The following is a 19092-nucleotide window of genomic DNA, read 5'->3' as shown; positions in this document are numbered from 1 at the left end:
AGAAGAACGCAGGACTATGACTGGTCCCCTGCGATGCTTCTTGGTCACCCGGCGATATCGCGAAGGGCGATCTCGCTCATGATGCGTTCCAGCACCTGATCGATGGACAACTCCGTGGAATCCAGCTGTATGGCGTCGACCGCCGGCTTGAGCGGGGCTACCGCTCGCTGGGTGTCGCGCTCATCGCGCACACGGATCTCATCTAGCAGACTCGACAGACTAACACCCTCGACTTTGCCCTTCAACTGCAAATAACGACGGCGTGCCCGCTCCTCGGCGCTGGCGGTCAGAAAAATCTTCAATGGCGCGTCTGGAAACACTACCGTGCCCATGTCGCGACCATCGGCCACCAGCCCCGGCGCTTCCTGAAATGCCCGCTGGCGCTGCAGCAAAGCGTCACGCACTGCAGGCAGTGCCGCCACTTGCGAGGCCCAGGCTCCGACCTGCTCATTGCGCAGATCGTCAGTGACATCGTCACCTTCAAGGATGATGCGCTGCGGATGACCTTCGGTCGCCCCGATGAACTGCACATCGAGATGAGCGGCCAGCAGCTTCAGCGACTCTTCATTGGTCAGGTCGACACCATGATTGCGCGCAGCAAACGCCAGCAAACGGTACAACGCACCAGAATCCAGCAAGCACCAGCCCAGGCGCTTGGCGAGGATCCCTGCAATAGTGCCCTTGCCCGAGCCGCTCGGGCCATCGATGGTGATTACCGGAGCGTGGCTGGTCACGACTGAGCCTCTTGAGCAACACGAATACCGACTTGCGCGCACAACGCGAGGAAGTTCGGGAAGGAGGTCGCTACGTTGGCGCAGTCATGGATGCGGATCGGTGCATTGGCGCGCAACGACGCAACGCTGAACGCCATGGCGATCCGGTGATCGCCGTGGCCATGCACTTCGCCGCCGCCAACCTGGCCGCCGTCGATGATGATGCCGTCCGGGGTTGGCTCGCATTTGACGCCCAGCGCCAGCAAACCATCCGCCATCACCTGGATACGATCCGATTCCTTGACCCGCAACTCTTCCGCACCACGCAGAATGGTCCGCCCTTCTGCACAGGCCGCAGCCACGAACAGTACCGGGAACTCGTCGATGGCCAGCGGAACCAGCGCTTCAGGAATTTCGATACCTTTGAGTTTAGCCGCTCGTACACGCAAATCAGCCACCGGCTCGCCACCGACTTCACGCTGGTTTTCCAGGGTGATGTCTGCGCCCATCAGACGCAGGATGTCGATGACACCGGTACGGGTCGGGTTGATGCCCACGTGTTCGAGCACCAGCTCCGAACCTTCGGCAATCGACGCCGCCACCAGAAAGAACGCCGACGAGGAAATATCGCCCGGCACTTCAATGTGCGCTGCGGTCAGCTTGTTGCCGGATTCGACCGACGCGGTAGCACCGTTGACGGTAACCGGGTAGCCGAAGCCACGCAGCATGCGCTCGGTGTGATCGCGGGTTGGCGCAGGCTCGGTGACGGTGGTCTTGCCCTCGGCGTACAGCCCCGCCAACAGCAGGCAGGACTTAACCTGAGCACTGGCCATCGGCATGGTGTAGGTCAGGCCCTTGAGCTTGTTGCCGCCACGAATGGTCATCGGTGGACGACCTTCTGCAGCCGTCTCGATCACCGCGCCCATCTCGCGCAGCGGGTTGGCCACGCGATTCATCGGACGCTTGGACAGCGACGCATCGCCTGTCAGGGTGCTGTCGAAGTTCTGCGCGGCCAGCAAGCCGGACAGCAGACGCATCGACGTACCCGAGTTGCCCAGATAGATCGGGCCAGGAGCCGGTTTCAGTCCATGCAGGCCAACACCGTGAATGGTCACGCGACCATGGTGCGGACCTTCAATCACGACACCCATGTCACGGAAGGCCTGCAAGGTCGCCAGAGCGTCTTCGCCCTCAAGGAAACCTTCGACTTCGGTAACGCCTTCCGCGAGGGAGCCTAGCATGATCGAACGGTGGGAAATCGATTTGTCGCCTGGTACACGAATCCGCCCACTCAGGCGGCCACCAGGATTTGCCAGGAAAATCAGATCGTTGGAGTTCATAGCGTCCACATAGGCCCGGCGGGCCAGGATTTTACTGAAATGCTCGCGGGCAACCCGGGCGCGCGTAAAGACGCCCAACAGTTGGTGCCCGTCCCCTGCATCGACCGCGTCGCGCAAGGCGTCGAGATCGCTGCGAAATGTATCGAGTGTGCGCAGAACAGCTTCGCGATTGGCGAGGAAGATGTCGTGCCACATGACCGGGTCACTGCCGGCGATTCTCGTGAAATCGCGGAAACCGCCCGCAGCGTAACGGAAGATTTCCAGATTTTCACTGCGTTTGGCCAATGAATCGACTAAACCGAATGCCAGCAAGTGCGGTAAATGGCTGGTCGCCGCCAACACTTCGTCGTGACGCTCGACCTGCATGTGCTCGACATCGGCACCCAATTCGCGCCAGAGCCGGTCGACCACCGCCAGGGCAGCCGGATCGGTTTGCTCGAGCGGCGTCAGAATCACTTTGTGCCGACGGAACAGCTGAGCGTTGGAAGCCTCCACCCCGCTCTGCTCGGAACCGGCGATCGGATGCCCCGGAACGAAGCGCGCCGGCATGCCGCCGAAGGCTTCAGTCGCCGCGCGCACCACGTTGCCTTTGGCACTGCCGACATCGGTCAGAATCGCCGAACCCAGATCCATGCCCGCCAACAGCGCCAGCAGCTTCTCCATCGCCAGGATCGGCACCGCCAACTGAATCACGTCGGCACCGCGACACGCGACCGCAAGGTCGTCTTCGCAACGATCCACCACGCCCAGCTCAACGGCCAGTTTTCGCGATTGCGGATCGAGATCAACGCCGACCACTTCGCGGCACAATCCGCTTTCACGCAGGCCCTTGGCGAACGATCCACCGATCAGCCCCAGACCGACCACCACCAGGCGACCGATCATAGGCACGACAGGTTGCACGGCGATGACATCAACCACGAGCCAGAACCTTGGTCAGCGCCTCGAGGAAGCGACTGTTTTCAGCCGGCAGACCGATGGTGATGCGCAAGTGGTTCGGCATGCCGTAATTGGCCACCGGACGCACGATCACGCCTTCATGCAGCAGGCCCTGGAATACCGGCGCCGCAACACGCCCCAGATCCACGCAAATGAAGTTGCCTTTGGAAGGAATCCAGCTCAGCCCCAAGTCACGGAAACCCGCTTCGAGTTGCTGCATGCCGGACTCGTTCAGGCGACGGCTTTCAGCCAGGTACTCGTCGTCTTTCAACGCTGCGCAGGCCGCAGCCAGGGCCAGGCTGTTGACGTTGAATGGCTGACGCACACGGTTCAGCACATCGGCGACCACCGCGGTCGACAAACCATAACCAACACGCAACGCGGCCAGGCCGTAAGCCTTGGAGAAGGTCCGGGACACCAACAGGTTCGGGTACGCCGCGAGGAAATCCAGGCCATCCGGCAGGTCGCTGCCTTCGGCGTACTCGATGTACGCCTCATCCAGCACCACCAGCACATGCGCCGGCACGTCCTGCAGGAACTCATCCAGCGCCTCGGCACCGAACCAGGTCCCGGTCGGATTGTTCGGGTTGGCGATGAAGACCACACGGGTGTTGCTGTCGATGGCTTCAAGCATGGCCGACAGGTCATGACCCCAGTCCTTGGCCGGAATCACTCGCGCTTGCGCACCGACAGCCTGAGTGACGATCGGGTAGACCGCGAACGCGTGCTCGCTGAACACTGCATTCAGACCTGGCGCCAGATAGGCGCGCGCGACCAGCTCAAGAATGTCGTTGGAACCGTTGCCCAGCGTCACTTGATTGAGCTCGACCCGGCACTGCTCAGCCAGCAGGGTTTTCAACGCAAAACCGTTGCCGTCCGGATAGCGGGTCAGCTCGGCCAGCTCTTCGCGAATCGCCGCCAACGCCTTGGGACTGGCACCCAGCGGGTTTTCGTTGCTCGCCAGCTTGACGATTTTTGCCGGATCGATGTCCAGCTCGCGAGCCAGTTCGTCCACGGGCTTACCCGGAACGTAAGGCGAAAGTTGTTGCACGCCCGGCTGTGCCAGAGCGAGGAAGTCGCCACTCATTGTTAACGCCTTTAGAGAACTGCTTTCGGGTAGGAACCCAACACTTTAAGTGCCACTGCTTCCTGACTGATTTTCTCCAGCACACCTTTTACCAGCGGGTCGCGGTGATGGCCGACGAAGTCGATGAAGAACACGTAGGTCCACTTACCGCTGCGCGACGGACGGGTCTCGATCCGCGTCAGGTCGATGCCATTGTCATGGAACGGCACCAGCAACTCGTGAAGCGCGCCGGGCTTGTTGCTCATCGAGACGATGATCGACGTCTTGTCGTCGCCGGTCGGTGGCACTTCCTGGCTGCCAATAATCAGGAATCGCGTGGAGTTGTCCGGGCGGTCCTCGATTTTCTCGGCCAAACGAGTCAGACCGTACAAGCCTGCCGCCATGTCGCCGGCAATCGCCGCCGAGTTCCACTCACCCTTGACCCGCTTGGCCGCTTCAGCGTTGCTCGATACCGCCACGCGCTCGACGTTCGGGTAGTGAGCGTCCAGCCATTTGCGGCACTGCGCCAAGGACTGGGCATGGGAGTAAATGCGGCTGATGCTGTCGGTCTTGGTGTTTTCACCCACCAGCAAGTGGTGGTGAATGCGCAGCTCGACTTCGCCACAGATGACCATGTCGTGTTCGAGGAAACTGTCGAGGGTGTGGTTGACCGCGCCTTCGGTGGAGTTTTCCACAGGCACCACGCCAAAGTTCACCGCACCGGCAGCCACTTCACGGAACACTTCGTCGATCGCCGCCATTGGCTTGCTGATCACCGCGTGACCGAAGTGCTTCATGGCCGCCGCTTGAGTGAACGTCCCCTCAGGGCCGAGGTAAGCCACTTTCAACGGCTGCTCGAGCGCCAGGCACGAGGACATGATTTCACGGAACAACCGCGCCATCTCTTCGTTACCCAGCGGCCCCTGGTTACGCTCCATCACGCGCTTGAGCACCTGGGCTTCACGCTCAGGACGATAGAACACCGGCACTTCGCCTTCGGCCAGCGAGGCCATCTTTACTCGCGCGACTTCCTGGGCGCAGCGCGCACGCTCACTGATCAGCTCCAGGACTTTTTCGTCCAGAGCATCAATGCGCAGGCGCAGTGCCTTGAGTTCTTGCTCAGACATTAACCGTGTTCCTTCTCGAACTCTGCCATGTACGAAATCAGCGCATTGACTGCGTTGATGTCGACGGCGTTGTAGATAGAGGCACGCATGCCGCCTACCGAACGGTGACCCTTGAGATTCAGCAGACCGCGCGCCTCGGCACCGACCAGGAACGGCTTGTCGAGGCGATCGTCAGCCAGACGGAACGGCACGTTCATCCACGAGCGGTCAGCCTTGTTGATCGGGTTGCTGTACAAGCCGCTAGCATCGATGAAGTTGTACAGCGTGCGCTGTTTGACTTCATTGAGCTTGCCAATGGCCTCGACACCACCCTGCTCTTTCAGCCATTCGAACACAAGACCGGACAAGTACCAGGCCAGGGTCGGCGGGGTGTTGTACATCGAACCGTTATCGGCCGCGACCTTGTAGTCGAGCATGGTCGGGCAGAACGAACGGGCACGACCCAGCAGGTCTTCGCGAACGATGTTGACGACGATGCCGCTCGGGCCGATGTTTTTCTGGGCGCCGGCGTAGATCATGCCGAAACGCGAGACATCCACAGGGCGCGAGAGAATGTCCGAAGACATGTCCGCCACCAGCGGCACATCACCGACTTCCGGGATCCAGCTGAATTCCAGGCCGCCGATGGTTTCGTTCGGCGCGTAGTGCACGTAGGCCGCATCTTGCGACAGCTTCCATTCGTTCTGACCGGGAATTGCGAAATAGTCGTAAGGCTTGGCGGTAGCGGCGACGTTGACGTGGCCGTAGCGCTGCGCTTCTTCAATGGCTTTCTGCGACCAGATACCGGTGTCGATATAGTCGGCTTTGCCGTTTTCCGGCAACAGGTTCAGAGGAATCTGAGCAAATTGCTGGCTGGCGCCGCCTTGCAGAAACAGCACTTTATAGTTCGAGGGGATATTCAGCAGATCACGCAGATCCTGCTCGGCCTTGGTCGCAATGGACACGAACTCATCGCTGCGATGGCTCATTTCCATGACCGAGAGGCCCTTGCCATGCCAGTCGAGCAACTCCGACTGGGCACGCAACAGGACAGCTTCAGGCAGCGCAGCAGGACCTGCGCAGAAGTTATAGGCTCGTTTGCTCACATCCACTCTCGCTATGCATTCACGGTAGCGGACAGAGCAAACACTCTGCCCTGCTACGATTTGGTTAGTCTTGCGGCTCTTCTTCGTCAGCGGCGTCAGCCTGCTGGCTTTCGACAGTGTCGTCCGGCTCGGTGCCGGCATCGAGCACGATGCCTTCGAGTTCAGCACCCTCTTCGCCTTCCAGCTCCTGGACTTCGACTTCCGATGGCTCCTGAACCCGCTCCAGACCGACCAGTGTTTCATCGCTGGCCAGTTTGATCAGGGTCACGCCCTGGGTATTACGACCCAGACTGGACACTTCATCTACACGAGTACGCACCAAAGTACCCTGGTCGGAAATCAGCATGATCTCCTCGCCATCGAGCACCTGGACTGCACCGACCAGACGGCCGTTACGCTCGTTGCTGACCATGGCGATAACGCCCTGACCGCCACGCTTGTACTCAGGGAACTCAGTGATAGCGGTACGCTTGCCGAAACCACGCGCCGAAGCGGTGAGGATCTGGCTGCCTTCTTCCGGGATCAGCATGGAAATCAGCTTCTGACCTTCCGGCAGACGCATGCCGCGGACACCGCGGGCGGTACGCCCCATGGCGCGAACGTCGGACTCTTTGAAGCGAGTCACCTTGCCGCCATCGGAGAACAGCATGACTTCACGCCCACCATCGGTGATGGCAGCAGAGATCAGTACGTCGCCCTCGTCCAGCTCCAGCGCAATCAAACCGACGCTGCGCTGACGGCTGAAGGATTCCAGCGGGGTCTTTTTCACAGTGCCGTTGGCGGTGGCCATGAAGATGTAGTGACCTTCGGTGTATTCCTCGACCGGCAGCATGGTGGTGATGTATTCACCATCGTCCAGCGGCAGCAGGTTGACCAGTGGACGACCACGGGCGGCGCGGGATGCTTCAGGAATTTCGTAGGTTTTGAGCCAGTACACCTTGCCCTTGCTGGAGAACAGCAACAGCGTGGTATGACTGTTGGCGACCAGCAGGTGAGCGATGTAGTCCTCATCCTTGACGCCGGTAGCCGATTTGCCTTTACCGCCACGACGCTGAGCCTGGTACGCAGCCAATGGCTGGGTCTTGGCGTAGCCACCGTGGGAAATAGTCACAACGCGCTCTTCTTCCGGGATCATGTCACCCAGAGTCAGGTCCAGGCGCGCATCGAGAATTTCGGTGCGACGCACATCGCCGTACTCGGCACGAATGACTTCCAGCTCTTCGCGAATCACTTCCATCAGGCGCGTGGCGCTGCTAAGGATGCGGATCAGCTCGCCGATCTGGTTGAGGATCTCTTGATACTCGGCCAGCAGCTTTTCGTGTTCCAGGCCGGTCAGACGGTGCAGACGCAGCTCCAGAATGGCTTGCGCCTGTTCTGGCGACAGGAAGTACTTGCCTTCGCGCAGCCCGTATTGCGCGTCCAGGGTCTCCGGACGGCAAGAGTCAGCACCGGCGCGCTCGACCATCGCAACCACCGCGGAGGATTCCCACGCAGTGCTGATCAGCGCTTCCTTGGCTTCCGACGGGGTTGGCGAGGCCTTGATCAGGGCGATGACCGGGTCGATGTTCGACAGTGCAACCGCCTGACCTTCGAGGATGTGACCACGCTCGCGAGCTTTACGCAGCTCGAACACGGTACGACGGGTCACCACTTCGCGACGGTGACGCACGAAAGCTTCCAGCAGGTCCTTGAGGTTCAGGATCCGCGGACGGCCGTCGATCAGCGCGACAATGTTGATACCGAACACTGCTTGCAGCTGGGTCTGGGCGTAGAGGTTGTTGAGGATGACCTCAGGCACTTCGCCGCGACGCAGTTCGATCACCACACGCATACCGTCTTTGTCGGACTCGTCGCGCAGTTCGGTGATGCCTTCCAGCTTCTTTTCTTTGACCAGCTCGGCGATCTTCTCGATCAGACGCGCCTTGTTCAGCTGGTAAGGCAGTTCGGTGATGACGATCTGCTGACGGCCACCGACCTTGTCGATGTCTTCGATCATCGAGCGGGCGCGCATGTAAATGCGGCCACGACCGGTGCGGTAGGCTTCGATGATGCCGGCGCGACCATTGATGATCGCAGCGGTCGGGAAGTCTGGACCCGGGATGTATTGCATCAGCTCATCGATGGTCAACTCGGGGTTGTCGATGAGCGCCAGGCAACCGTCGATGACTTCACCGAGGTTGTGCGGCGGAATGTTGGTCGCCATGCCCACGGCGATACCGCTGGAGCCATTGACCAGCAGGTTGGGAATACGGGTTGGCATGACCGCCGGGATCATTTCGGTGCCGTCGTAGTTCGGCACCCAGTCCACGGTTTCTTTATGCAGGTCAGCCAGCAGCTCGTGCGCCAGCTTGGTCATGCGCACTTCGGTGTATCGCATTGCCGCAGCGTTGTCGCCGTCGACCGAACCGAAGTTGCCCTGACCGTCTACCAGCAGGTAACGCAGCGAGAATGGCTGCGCCATACGAACGATGGTGTCGTACACCGCGGTGTCACCGTGCGGGTGATACTTACCGATCACGTCACCGACAACACGGGCAGATTTCTTGTACGGCTTGTTGAAGTCGTTACCCAGCTCGCTCATCGCGAACAGCACACGCCGATGCACGGGCTTCAAGCCATCGCGCGCATCAGGCAGTGCCCGACCGACAATTACGCTCATCGCGTAGTCGAGGTAGGACTGTTTCAGCTCGTCTTCGATATTGACCGGGAGGATTTCTTTGGCCAGTTCGCCCATGAGAAGCCTGATTCCTTTTTCTGGTGAAACTTCGTCACATCCATATGGGACGAACGAAGCTCGCCGCTGCAGGCTGAGTGCCAGCACCGACTTACGACAAATCAACGAGTTATGCCATGGATCTGCGCAGTAAAGGCAGCCACATCGGGCTACCTTGGAAACCGCCGGATGTTATCACAAGAGCCGCCACGCACCTATCCCCCTGATGCGCATGGAGCATAGTTAGTTGACCGGTGACAGGCGCAAAGGCGACGAGAGAGGCTCTGAGGCAAATCACAGGTCCGACTCAAGCCGATTTGTTGACCTTGAGGGCCCCATCGCGAGCAAGCTCGCTCCCACATTGGATCGATGTCGTTCGTAAAATCTGTGACCGGCTCGGTCAATTGTGGGAGCGAGCTTGCTCGCGATAGCGATTTATCAGACGCCAGAAACCGTCAATGCAAGCGCTTGCGGCACATCAACTGCGCCATCTTCGCGGTGTCCGGCCGCTCGACGATGCCCTTTTCGGTGACGATGACGTCAATCAGGTCGGCCGGCGTGACGTCGAACACCGGGTTAAAGGCATCGACATCCGCCCCCACTCGCTTGCCACCGACGTCCAGCAACTCGCTGCCATCGCGCTCTTCGATCGGGATGTCATCGCCGCTGGCCAGATTCATGTCGATGGTCGAACTCGGCGCCACCACCATGAAGCGCACGCCGTGGTGCATGGCGTTGACCGCCAGTTGGTAGGTGCCAATCTTGTTCGCCACGTCGCCGTTGGCGGTAATTCGGTCCGCGCCAACGATCACCCAGGTCACGCCTTTGGTTTTCATGATGTGCGCGGCGGCCGAGTCGGCGTTCAAAGTGACCGGGATGCCTTCGTTGGCCAGCTCCCAGGCAGTCAAGCGCGAACCTTGTAGCCAAGGCCGGGTTTCGTCGGCGTAAACCCGTTCGACCATGCCCTCCAGAAACGCCCCGCGAATCACCCCGAGCGCCGTACCAAAGCCGCCAGTGGCCAGTGCGCCAGTATTGCAGTGCGTCAAAATCGCCTGAGCATTGCCCTGATGCTTGCGGATCAGCTCTACACCCAGCTGCGCCATGGTCAGATTGGCTTCGCGATCACTTTCATGGATGGCCAAGGCCTCTGCCTCAAGCGCTTCCAATGGATTGGGGTGATCCTTGAGCCGCTCCAGGCGTTCGCGCATGCGACCCAGCGCCCAGAATAGGTTGACGGCGGTCGGCCGTGAATCCGCGAGCAGGGCAAAGTCTTCTTCCAGCGCCGCCTGCCAGTCACCGCCCGCAGCGAACCGTGCACGCGCCGCCAACACCACGCCATAGGCGGCGCTGATGCCGATCGCCGGAGCACCACGCACCACCATCGAGCGAATAGCCTCAGCCACACCCGCGGCGCTGGTATAGGCAATCCAGGTTTCTTCGAATGGCAGAATGCGCTGATCCAGCAGATACAGGGCGTCGTCCCGCCAATCGATGGCCTTCACCTTCTCCGCAGCCAACAGTCGATTGCGCATCCCTCACCCCGCACTCATGAACAAAAGCCGCCGATTATAGCGATCCCCCCGCGAAGACGCTCGGGTATACTTCGCCATCCTTTATAAAAGCACTGGACCGAACCCTCGATGCCGAATCCTGCCGCTGCGCTCGACTTACTCTTGCTGCCGACCTGGTTAGTCCCTGTCGAACCCGCGGGTGTGGTCCTCAAAGAGCATGGCCTGGGCATCCGCGACGGGCGCATTGCCTACATCGGCCCGCGCAGCGAGGCCTTGAAGCTCAACGCCACCGAGGTCCGCGAGCTGCCGGGCATGCTGCTCAGCCCAGGGCTGATCAATGCCCACGGGCACGCGGCGATGACGCTGTTCCGTGGCCTGGCCGATGATTTGCCGCTGATGACCTGGCTCGAACAGCACATCTGGCCAGCTGAAGCCAAATGGGTCGATGAGGCCTTCGTCCGCGATGGCACCGACCTGGCCATTGCCGAGCAGATCAAGGGTGGCATCACCTGCTTCTCGGACATGTACTTTTTTCCGAAAGTCGCCAGCGAACGCGTGCACAACAGCGGCATCCGCGCGCAAATCGCCATCCCGATCCTCGATTTCCCGATTCCCGGCGCCAGCGATGCGGATGAGGCGATCCGCCAGGGCGTCGAGCTGTTCGGCGACCTCAAGCATCACCCGCGCATCAAAATTACCTTCGGCCCTCATGCACCCTACACCGTCGGCGACGAAAACCTCGAAAAAATCCGGGTGATCGCCGAGGAGCTGGACGCGGCGATTCACATGCACGTCCATGAAACCGCCTTCGAAGTCCAGCAATCGGTCGAACAACGCGGCGAGCGTCCGTTGGCCCGCCTGGGTCGTCTAGGCTTGCTCGGACCGCGCTTCCAGGCGGTTCATATGACGCAAGTCAGCGATGAAGACCTCGCGTTGCTGGTAGAAAGCAACAGCAGCGTGATTCATTGCCCGGAATCAAACCTGAAACTGGCCAGCGGCTTTTGCCCAGTGGAGCGCTTATGGCAGGCTGGCGTCAATGTGGCGGTCGGCACCGATGGCGCGGCCAGCAACAATGACCTCGACCTGCTGGGTGAAACCCGCACCGCCGCCCTGCTGGCCAAAGCCGTTGCAGGCTCGGCCACGGCCCTGGACGCTCATCGCGCCTTACGCATGGCGACCCTCAACGGTGCCCGTGCGCTGGGCCTGGAAGCAGAAGTGGGCTCGCTGGAAGTCGGCAAGGCCGCGGACCTGGTGGCCTTCGACCTGTCGGGTCTGGCCCAGCAACCGATTTACGAGCCGGTTTCGCAGCTTATCTATGCCACCAGCCGGGACTGCGTGAAACACCTTTGGGTCGCCGGCAAGCAATTGCTCGACGACCGGCGCCTGACGCGCCTCGATGAACAACAGCTATGCGCCACCGCCACCGCCTGGGGCCAGCGCATCAGCGGACACACCGAATAGAACGAACCCTTGAGCTGAACTTCAAGGCTGACAGCAGAATTTTTCAGATTTAGAGGATTACCCATGAGCAACGTCGACCACGCTGAAATCGCCAAATTCGAAGCCCTGGCTCATCGCTGGTGGGACCGCGAAAGCGAGTTCAAGCCGCTGCACGACATCAACCCGCTGCGGGTCAACTGGATTGACGAACGCGTCAAACTGGCCGGCAAAAAGGTGCTGGACGTCGGATGTGGTGGCGGCATCCTCAGCGAATCCATGGCACAACGCGGCGCCACCGTGATGGGCATCGACATGGGCGAAGCACCTCTGGCAGTCGCGCAGTTGCATCAGCTGGAATCCGGCGTCAGCGTCGAGTACCGGCAGATCACCGCCGAAGCCCTGGCGGAAGAAATGCCCGAGCAATTCGATGTGGTCACCTGCCTGGAAATGCTTGAGCACGTGCCTGATCCGTCGTCGGTCATTCGCGCCTGCTTCCGCATGGTAAAGCCCGGTGGCCAAGTGTTCTTCTCGACCATCAACCGCAATCCAAAGGCTTACCTGTTCGCCATCGTCGGTGCCGAATACATCATGAAGCTGCTGCCGCGCGGCACGCATGACTTCAAGAAATTCATCCGTCCGTCCGAACTCGGCGCCTGGAGCCGCCAGGCCGGCCTGAGCGTCAAGGACATCATTGGCCTGACGTACAACCCGCTGACCAAGCACTACAAACTGGCCGCCGACGTTGACGTCAACTACATGATCCAGACGCTGCGCGAGGAATAAGCCCATGGCAATCAGAGCAGTTCTATTCGACATGGACGGCACCCTGCTCGACACCGCGCCGGACTTCATAGCCATCTGCCAAAGCATGCTCGCAGACCGCGGGCTGGCACCGATCCCGGACAAACACATCCGCGACGAGATCTCCGGCGGGGCGAAAGCCATGGTGGCGGTGACCTTCTCGATGGACCCGGAATCGCCAGGCTTCGAGCCGTTGCGACTGGAATTCCTGGAGCGTTATCTCAAGGGTTGCGCCGTTCACAGCAAACTCTTCGATGGCATGGCAGAGCTGCTGGCCGACATCGAGAAAGCCAATCTGATCTGGGGCGTAGTGACCAACAAACCGCTGCGCTTCGCCGAGCCGATCATGCAACAGCTGGGACTGGCCGAGCGCTCGGCACTGCTGATCTGCCCGGACCACGTGACGAACAGCAAGCCACACCCGGAGCCGTTGCTCCTCGCGTGCAAAATGCTCGAGCTGGACCCGGCCAGCGTGCTGTTTGTGGGCGATGACCTGCGCGATATCGAGTCGGGCCGCGATGCCGGCACCAGGACCGCCGCGGTGACTTTTGGCTACATTCACCCGGATGACAACCCAAGGAACTGGGGTGCGGATGTGGTGGTGGACCACCCTTCGGAGTTGCGCAAGGTTCTGGACGGCACGTTGTGTAGCTGCTGATTCAGTCAAAAGATCGCAGCCTGCGGCAGCTCCTACAGGGGACCGAGATCAGCGTAGGAGCTGCCGCAGGCTGCGATCTTTTCAGCCCTTTTAATGGATTGTGTAGAGGTTTTTTATGTTTGATTATTCCGCCCGTCCTGAGCTGCTCAAAGATCGGGTCATTCTGGTCACTGGCGCCGGTCGTGGTATCGGCGCCGCCGCGGCAAAAACCTATGCCGCTCACGGCGCCACCGTACTGCTGCTGGGCAAGACCGAGGCCAATCTGACTCAGGTTTATGACGAAATCGAAGCGGCCGGTCATCCCCAGCCAGCGGTGATTCCGTTCAACCTGGAAACCGCCCTGCCGCATCAGTACGACGAGCTGGCGGCCATGATCGAAACCGAATTCGGCCACCTCGATGGCTTGCTGCACAACGCCTCGATCATTGGCCCGCGTACGCCGCTGGAGCAGCTGTCCGGCGAAAACTTCATGCGCGTGATGCACGTCAACGTCAACGCCATGTTCATGCTGACCAGCACCCTGCTACCGTTGCTCAAGCTGTCTCAGGACGCCTCGGTGATCTTCACTTCCAGCAGCGTCGGTCGCAAAGGTCGCGCGTACTGGGGCGCTTATGGCGTGTCGAAGTTCGCCACCGAAGGCCTGATGCAAACCCTGGCTGACGAAGTCGACACTGTCGCGCCGATCCGCTCCAACAGCATCAACCCAGGGGCCACCCGTACCAGCATGCGCGCTCAAGCGTATCCAGGCGAAAACCCGGCCAACAACCCGACACCCGAAGAGATCATGCCGGTCTACCTGTACCTGATGGGACCGGACAGCACCGGCATCAATGGTCGGGCGTTCGACGCTCAGTAAGCGCCTCGCCACACCCCGCTGCCGCGACAGCATACCGTCGCGGCACGCTCTTCCCCCCCTTCAAGCGTCCGTTTGAAGTCAAACAAATGCCACTGCATCAGCCATCACTAGCAGCCATACAACCCAACAAGTTGATTTTTAACGAGTTTTATCCAGCTGAACCGAATGGCACGACTTTCGCTCTAACTCTCTTTATACACGCAGTGTGTTAGCGGTCGGGCAGCTCACGTCGAGACTTACTTTGGCTCGGCAAAGCGGACTAAACTCTAGCCACATGTCCTACGGGACTGATGGACCAGTATGACGCGCAGCCCAAAGCCGCTCTCACCCAGCCTGTAAGACAGCATTCCTGTTTAGGGGCTCACGCCATATGAAATCTCCAACCCAGACCAACGCAATTGACTTCGATAGCGCCAAATTGCAACGCCTGGGCTTTGGTCAGTTGCCTCCCCTTCTGGAGCGTCCCGCCAGCCTCGGCCAATTGCGCCAGCAAATGGGCCTGCAACTACAAACCAGCCTTGAGCCGCAGCGTATTCTGGGATTGTTTTTCCGCGAAGTTCAGCGCCTTGTCCCACTGGACGCCTTGAACTATCAGCACAAGAGCAGCGATTTGCGTCTTGAGTTCGGTCAACGCGGACATCACTCGGTGAGTTACAGCCTGAGCCACGAAGGCGCACACCTGGGCGAACTGGTGTTCCGTCGCAATCAGCGCTTCAGCGAACAGGATCAGGGCAAGCTCGAATCCCTGCTGGCGGCCCTGCTCTTCCCGATGCGCAACGCCCTGCTCTATCGAGCGGCCACTCAAAGTGCACTGCGCGACCCACTGACAGGCACCGGCAACCGCATTGCCATGGATCAGACCCTGCAGCGGGAGATCGACATGGCCCGGCGACACATGCAGCCGCTGTCGTTGCTGATGCTCGATATCGATCACTTCAAACGGATCAATGACACTTACGGTCACAGTGCCGGCGATGACGTGCTAAAGGCTGTCGCAACGTCAATCAAAGACCAGTTACGCAACGTAGACATGATCTTTCGCTTTGGCGGCGAAGAGTTTCTGATTGTGCTGTCCAACACCAGCCGCGAAGCGGCCGCGATGATTGGCGAACGCCTGCGTTATGCCGCACAAGCCAAGGAGTATTGCGCGGATGGGACGCTGATCGGTTTAACGGCCAGCCTTGGATGCTCGACGCTGCTGCCGGGTGAGTCCGCCGAGAGTCTGTTGCGACGCGCAGATAGTGCGTTGTATGTAGCTAAACGCGAGGGACGTAATCGATTGGCGATGGCGGGTTGAGTCTTCAATCAATGGATGTGGGAGCGAGCTTGCTCACGAAGAGGTCGGCACATTCAACATCAATGTTGCCTGTCAGACCGCTATCGCGAGCAAGCTCGCTCCCACAATGGTTTTGCGCTGGTTTGAATTAACGGATCAGCTTTCGACCAGCGCCATCCGCTCCCGGGCTACCGGGGCCCTTTCCGAGTGCTCCAGTTGCATGCAGCGCTCCAGGAACAGGAACATGTAGTCATAGCTCTTGCAAACCGCCTGACGCAGTTCACCTTGCAGGGATTTGCTCGGGTTCAGGCCCGCCAGCGTGCAGATGATTTCCAGGGCTTCCCATGGATGGGCATCATCGTATTGAGCGTGCATTTTCAGCCACTTCATCGCGCGCTTGCGGTCTTCCTCAGGGAAAGATGCTGCATAGACCCCGCTGGAACACACCACAGCCGACCACTCCCCCGTCGCCCCTTCAATGGCATAGTTGGTCGCCGCAATGGCGACAATCAGCGAATCCGACGAACTGGTATGCCAGCACCAATGACTCAATGCATGAAGTTCAGGGGCAACCTGCTGCGCCTGCAAGTCCTCCAGACTGATGCCATGCGCTCGACTCCAGTGCACCCAGTAGTCGGCATGGTTAAGTTCAACCCGAATGTTGCGCATCAGCCAGCGACGCGCCATGTCCTCACCGGGGTGGCGGGAAAAGCGGGTTTTGGTCAGGTTTTGCGCCATGTACAACGCGAACTGCTCAACGACCGGCCAGCCACCAATCAGGTACTGACGCATGGTCCTTGCGCTGAGTTTGTTGTCACGCATCCGCTGATACAGTTCATGTTCGACAACCCGGCGCTTGCTCTCGCTGCAATCCTGGATCAACTGCTGAGCCCAGGCTGGATAACTTGCGGCTTCCATAAGCGGGCCGGATCTGTTGAAGGTATCGATCACTGTCGCACTCCTTTTGATTGTGATTGTACGGATCAACAAGAGACTTCAACGGAATGTGCCAGGCGCCTTGAATAACAGAGGCCGCGGTCTGGTGGGCCGACATAGCAAGCTGTCACAGGTAAACAATTGCGGGCGTTCGATGACATACCCTTGAGCATAATCCACCCCAATCTCCAGCAATGCCTGCTCGATCTGCGGTGTTTCAACAAACTCGGCAATGGTGCGCTTACCCATGACATGACCGATGTGATTGATCACTTCGACCATTGCACGGTTAATCGGGTCGTCCAGCATATCCTTTACGAAACTCCCGTCGATCTTCAAGAAGTCTACAGGCAAATGTTTCAGATAAGCGAATGAGGACATACCGGCACAAAAATCATCCAACGAAAAATGGCAACCTAACCCTTTGAGTTCATTAATAAATCTGATTGCGCTGGACAAATTCGAAATCGCACTGGTTTCAGTGATTTCAAAACAAATCATTTCAGGCGGGATCGCATAGGCAATGAACTTCTCACGCAGGAAGTGTAGAAAAGCCTCATCACCGATCGTAATACCTGACAGATTTATCGCACACATGGCCAACGGCCCTTCGCGCTCTTGCGCAATGCCCTGTGCAATGATCCTGAAAACGTTCTCGACCACCCAGCGATCCAGAGACGTCATCAGCCCATAACGCTCAGCGGCGGGAATGAAACTGTCCGGCAGAATCATCCGCCCGGCTTCGTCATGCAGGCGCAGCAGGATTTCGATATGCCCACCGCCCCGCTCTGTATGCCCCAGCGCGGCGATTTCCTGTGAGTACAGGCAGAAACGGTTCTCTTCGAGCGCCATGTGCAGGCGCTGTACCCAGGCCATCTCGCCAAAACGCAAGGACAGTTCCGAGTCGTCCGCATGGTAGACCTGCACCCGGTTTCGGCCCTTTTCCTTGGCCATGTAGCACGCCATGTCAGCGGCACGCAGCGAGGCTTCGAGAGTGGTCGGGGCTTGAACGATATGCACCAGACCAATGCTGACGGTGGTCACGAACGGCCGGCCCTTCCAGACGAAATGCAGGTTTTGCACCGTCTGACGCAGGCCCTCGGCGATTTTCTCCGAGGCTTCCGGCGAGCAGTTCTCCAGCAAAATGCCGAACTCGTCACCGCCCAGCCGGGCCAGGGTGTCACCTTCGCGCAAACCTGACTGCAACAACGCACAGATATGCCGCAGCAACTCATCACCCGCGGCATGCCCGCAGGTGTCGTTGACCAGTTTGAATTGATCCAGGTCGAGGAACATCAAGGCATGCCGGGCAGGCTGGCGCGTCAGGTTGTGCAACGCCTGCTCCAGGCGATATTCGAACTCGCGGCGGTTGGCCAGCCCGGTCAGCGCATCGTGGGTGGCCTGCCAGGAAAGATTGGCGATGTACTGCCGCTCCTGAGTCATGTCATGCAGCACCAGCACCGTGCCGCTGACCTTGCCGGCGTTGAGAATCGGCGAGCCCACCAGCGTGACCGAAACCGTGCTGCCGTCCAGCCGCTGAATCAGCTTGGAATGTTCACTGCCACCGCTGAGCTGACCGCTGAGGATATGCTCAATCAGTGTGAAGCCATCCGCCTCGGCATTTTCATCCAACAGATTAAACAATGCCGCCAGCGGCAGCCCGACAGCCTGCTCGGCCTTCCAGTGAGTCAACTCCTCGGCTGCCGGATTCATGTAAGCGATGGCACCTTCGACATCGGTGGTGATCACGCCGTCGCCAATGGATTGCAGAGTGATTTGCGCGCGTTCCTTTTCCAGTTGCAAGGCATTGGCAAACGCATGGCGCTGGGCCAGCAGCTTATGGGTCCGCAACAGTGCCAAGGCAATCAACCCCAGTGCCGTGGCCAGGTTAGTGAACAGCAGTAACCGCAGAATCAGCCGCGAGCCCTCGCCCAATGCGTCACTGAACGCTCTGGCGGCGGGAGTCACCCCTTCGTTGATGGCAAATATCCGGGTTTTCCAACGCTGAATGTCAGCGTCGGTCGCCTGCTTGCTGGCAATACGCTGATGCATTTCAAGGGCGACGTTATCGAGCTGCACCAGGTACGCATCACCCACGGTCCAGCGATCGATAGCCGTTTCCAGGTAACTGAAATGCCGGAAGTTCAGGTACAGCCAAATCAGACTTGAAACGTCATCGGGATGGTTACCGCCCTTGAGGATGCCCCGCCGGGCGGCCGTAAGATCGGGCGGTTGATGATCCAGCGCGACCCGCAGTTCATGCCCGCCCTGAGGGACTGAAATAGCATTCTGGTACTTGAGGAAAATCGACTCGTCGCGACTGTCGGCGTACAGATTGAGGTAATAGATGGCATCTTTCTGGCCCTTGGACCACAGGCTTTCACCGGCGACGTAGCCGCGAACCGCCGACAAAACGTACAGGCTGACGCCGCCCAACAGGGCCTGAAATAACACAACGGCGATAAATGGCCAGACGATGCCCAACAACCGTGGCGTTCCGAGAGTCCGCTTTTGCTTCATGAGGTCCCTTGCACAAGCACTGCCTGATGAACACCCGAGAGAAATCCGTTCCTAACAGCACAGACTAGGCTAATTTTCGATTTTTCGAAGACATTAGGCTTCGATCAACAT

14 protein-coding genes are annotated in these 19092 nt (G+C 59.4%); 5 read left to right on the top strand and 9 right to left on the bottom strand.

The features are described 5' to 3' along the window. Positions 1-44: 44 nt before the first annotated feature. The 7 genes from cmk to mtnA all read right to left on the bottom strand — a co-directional run bounded on the left by cmk (position 45) and on the right by mtnA (position 10515). The gene (gene cmk, locus AC1RPZ_RS16365) at positions 45-734 is read right to left on the bottom strand and encodes a (d)CMP kinase (RefSeq protein WP_493138028.1); all 690 of its coding nucleotides are present in this window, start codon (positions 732-734) and stop codon (positions 45-47) included. Further along, entirely contained in the window at positions 731-2938 is a 2208-nt protein-coding gene (locus AC1RPZ_RS16360; protein WP_493138137.1) for a bifunctional prephenate dehydrogenase/3-phosphoshikimate 1-carboxyvinyltransferase, read from the bottom strand. The genes cmk and AC1RPZ_RS16360 overlap by 4 nt, the downstream gene beginning before the upstream one ends. Before the next feature lie 28 nt (positions 2939-2966). Next, entirely contained in the window at positions 2967-4079 is a 1113-nt protein-coding gene (gene hisC, locus AC1RPZ_RS16355; protein ID WP_493138027.1) for a histidinol-phosphate transaminase, read from the bottom strand. An 11-nt stretch (positions 4080-4090) separates the two neighbouring features. Beyond that, positions 4091-5185: a prephenate dehydratase gene (gene pheA / locus AC1RPZ_RS16350; protein WP_111450711.1), complete on the bottom strand. Its 1095-nt coding sequence runs from the start codon at positions 5183-5185 to the stop codon at positions 4091-4093. Next, entirely contained in the window at positions 5185-6270 is a 1086-nt protein-coding gene (serC, locus tag AC1RPZ_RS16345) for a 3-phosphoserine/phosphohydroxythreonine transaminase (RefSeq protein ID WP_493138026.1), read from the bottom strand. Before serC ends, pheA begins: the two co-directional genes overlap by 1 nt. Positions 6271-6334: 64 nt before the next feature. Continuing rightward, positions 6335-9004 carry a DNA gyrase subunit A gene (gene gyrA, locus AC1RPZ_RS16340; protein ID WP_493138025.1) on the bottom strand — a complete coding sequence of 890 codons (2670 nt, stop codon included), beginning with the start codon at positions 9002-9004 and terminating at the stop codon, positions 6335-6337. Positions 9005-9438: 434 nt separating this feature from the next. Then, a complete protein-coding gene (gene mtnA, locus AC1RPZ_RS16335; RefSeq protein WP_493138024.1) occupies positions 9439-10515 on the bottom strand; it encodes an S-methyl-5-thioribose-1-phosphate isomerase in 1077 nt (358 codons plus the stop codon). A gap of 108 nt (positions 10516-10623) precedes the next feature. Between mtnA and AC1RPZ_RS16330 the strand changes: the two genes are divergently transcribed. The 5 genes from AC1RPZ_RS16330 (at position 10624) to AC1RPZ_RS16310 (ending at position 15546) form a co-directional block, all read left to right on the top strand. Continuing rightward, positions 10624-11955 (top strand): TRZ/ATZ family hydrolase, encoded by a 1332-nt coding sequence (locus AC1RPZ_RS16330; RefSeq protein WP_493138023.1) that lies wholly within the window; start codon positions 10624-10626, stop codon positions 11953-11955. 63 nt (positions 11956-12018) lie between these two features. Continuing rightward, positions 12019-12717 carry a bifunctional 2-polyprenyl-6-hydroxyphenol methylase/3-demethylubiquinol 3-O-methyltransferase UbiG gene (ubiG, locus tag AC1RPZ_RS16325; RefSeq protein WP_019692990.1) on the top strand — a complete coding sequence of 233 codons (699 nt, stop codon included), beginning with the start codon at positions 12019-12021 and terminating at the stop codon, positions 12715-12717. Positions 12718-12721: 4 nt separating this feature from the next. Then, positions 12722-13393 (top strand): N-acetylmuramic acid 6-phosphate phosphatase MupP, encoded by a 672-nt coding sequence (mupP, locus tag AC1RPZ_RS16320; protein ID WP_493138022.1) that lies wholly within the window; start codon positions 12722-12724, stop codon positions 13391-13393. Positions 13394-13508: 115 nt separating this feature from the next. Continuing rightward, positions 13509-14249 (top strand): YciK family oxidoreductase, encoded by a 741-nt coding sequence (locus tag AC1RPZ_RS16315; protein WP_493138021.1) that lies wholly within the window; start codon positions 13509-13511, stop codon positions 14247-14249. Between the two features lie 370 nt (positions 14250-14619). After that, a complete protein-coding gene (locus AC1RPZ_RS16310) occupies positions 14620-15546 on the top strand; it encodes a GGDEF domain-containing protein (RefSeq protein WP_493138020.1) in 927 nt (308 codons plus the stop codon). Positions 15547-15681: 135 nt separating this feature from the next. On the opposite strand, the gene AC1RPZ_RS16305 is transcribed toward AC1RPZ_RS16310, so the two are convergent. Continuing rightward, positions 15682-16443: an iron-containing redox enzyme family protein gene (locus tag AC1RPZ_RS16305; RefSeq protein WP_493138136.1), complete on the bottom strand. Its 762-nt coding sequence runs from the start codon at positions 16441-16443 to the stop codon at positions 15682-15684. A gap of 78 nt (positions 16444-16521) precedes the next feature. Then, positions 16522-18981, bottom strand: coding sequence for an EAL domain-containing protein (locus AC1RPZ_RS16300; RefSeq protein ID WP_493138019.1), 2460 nt, complete (start codon positions 18979-18981; stop codon positions 16522-16524). Between the last annotated feature and the right edge of the window lie 111 nt (positions 18982-19092).

The sequence above is a fragment of the Pseudomonas sp. GW822-FHT02D10 genome (genome assembly GCF_058802345.1).
This window is presented reverse-complemented; position numbering and strand designations above follow the sequence as displayed.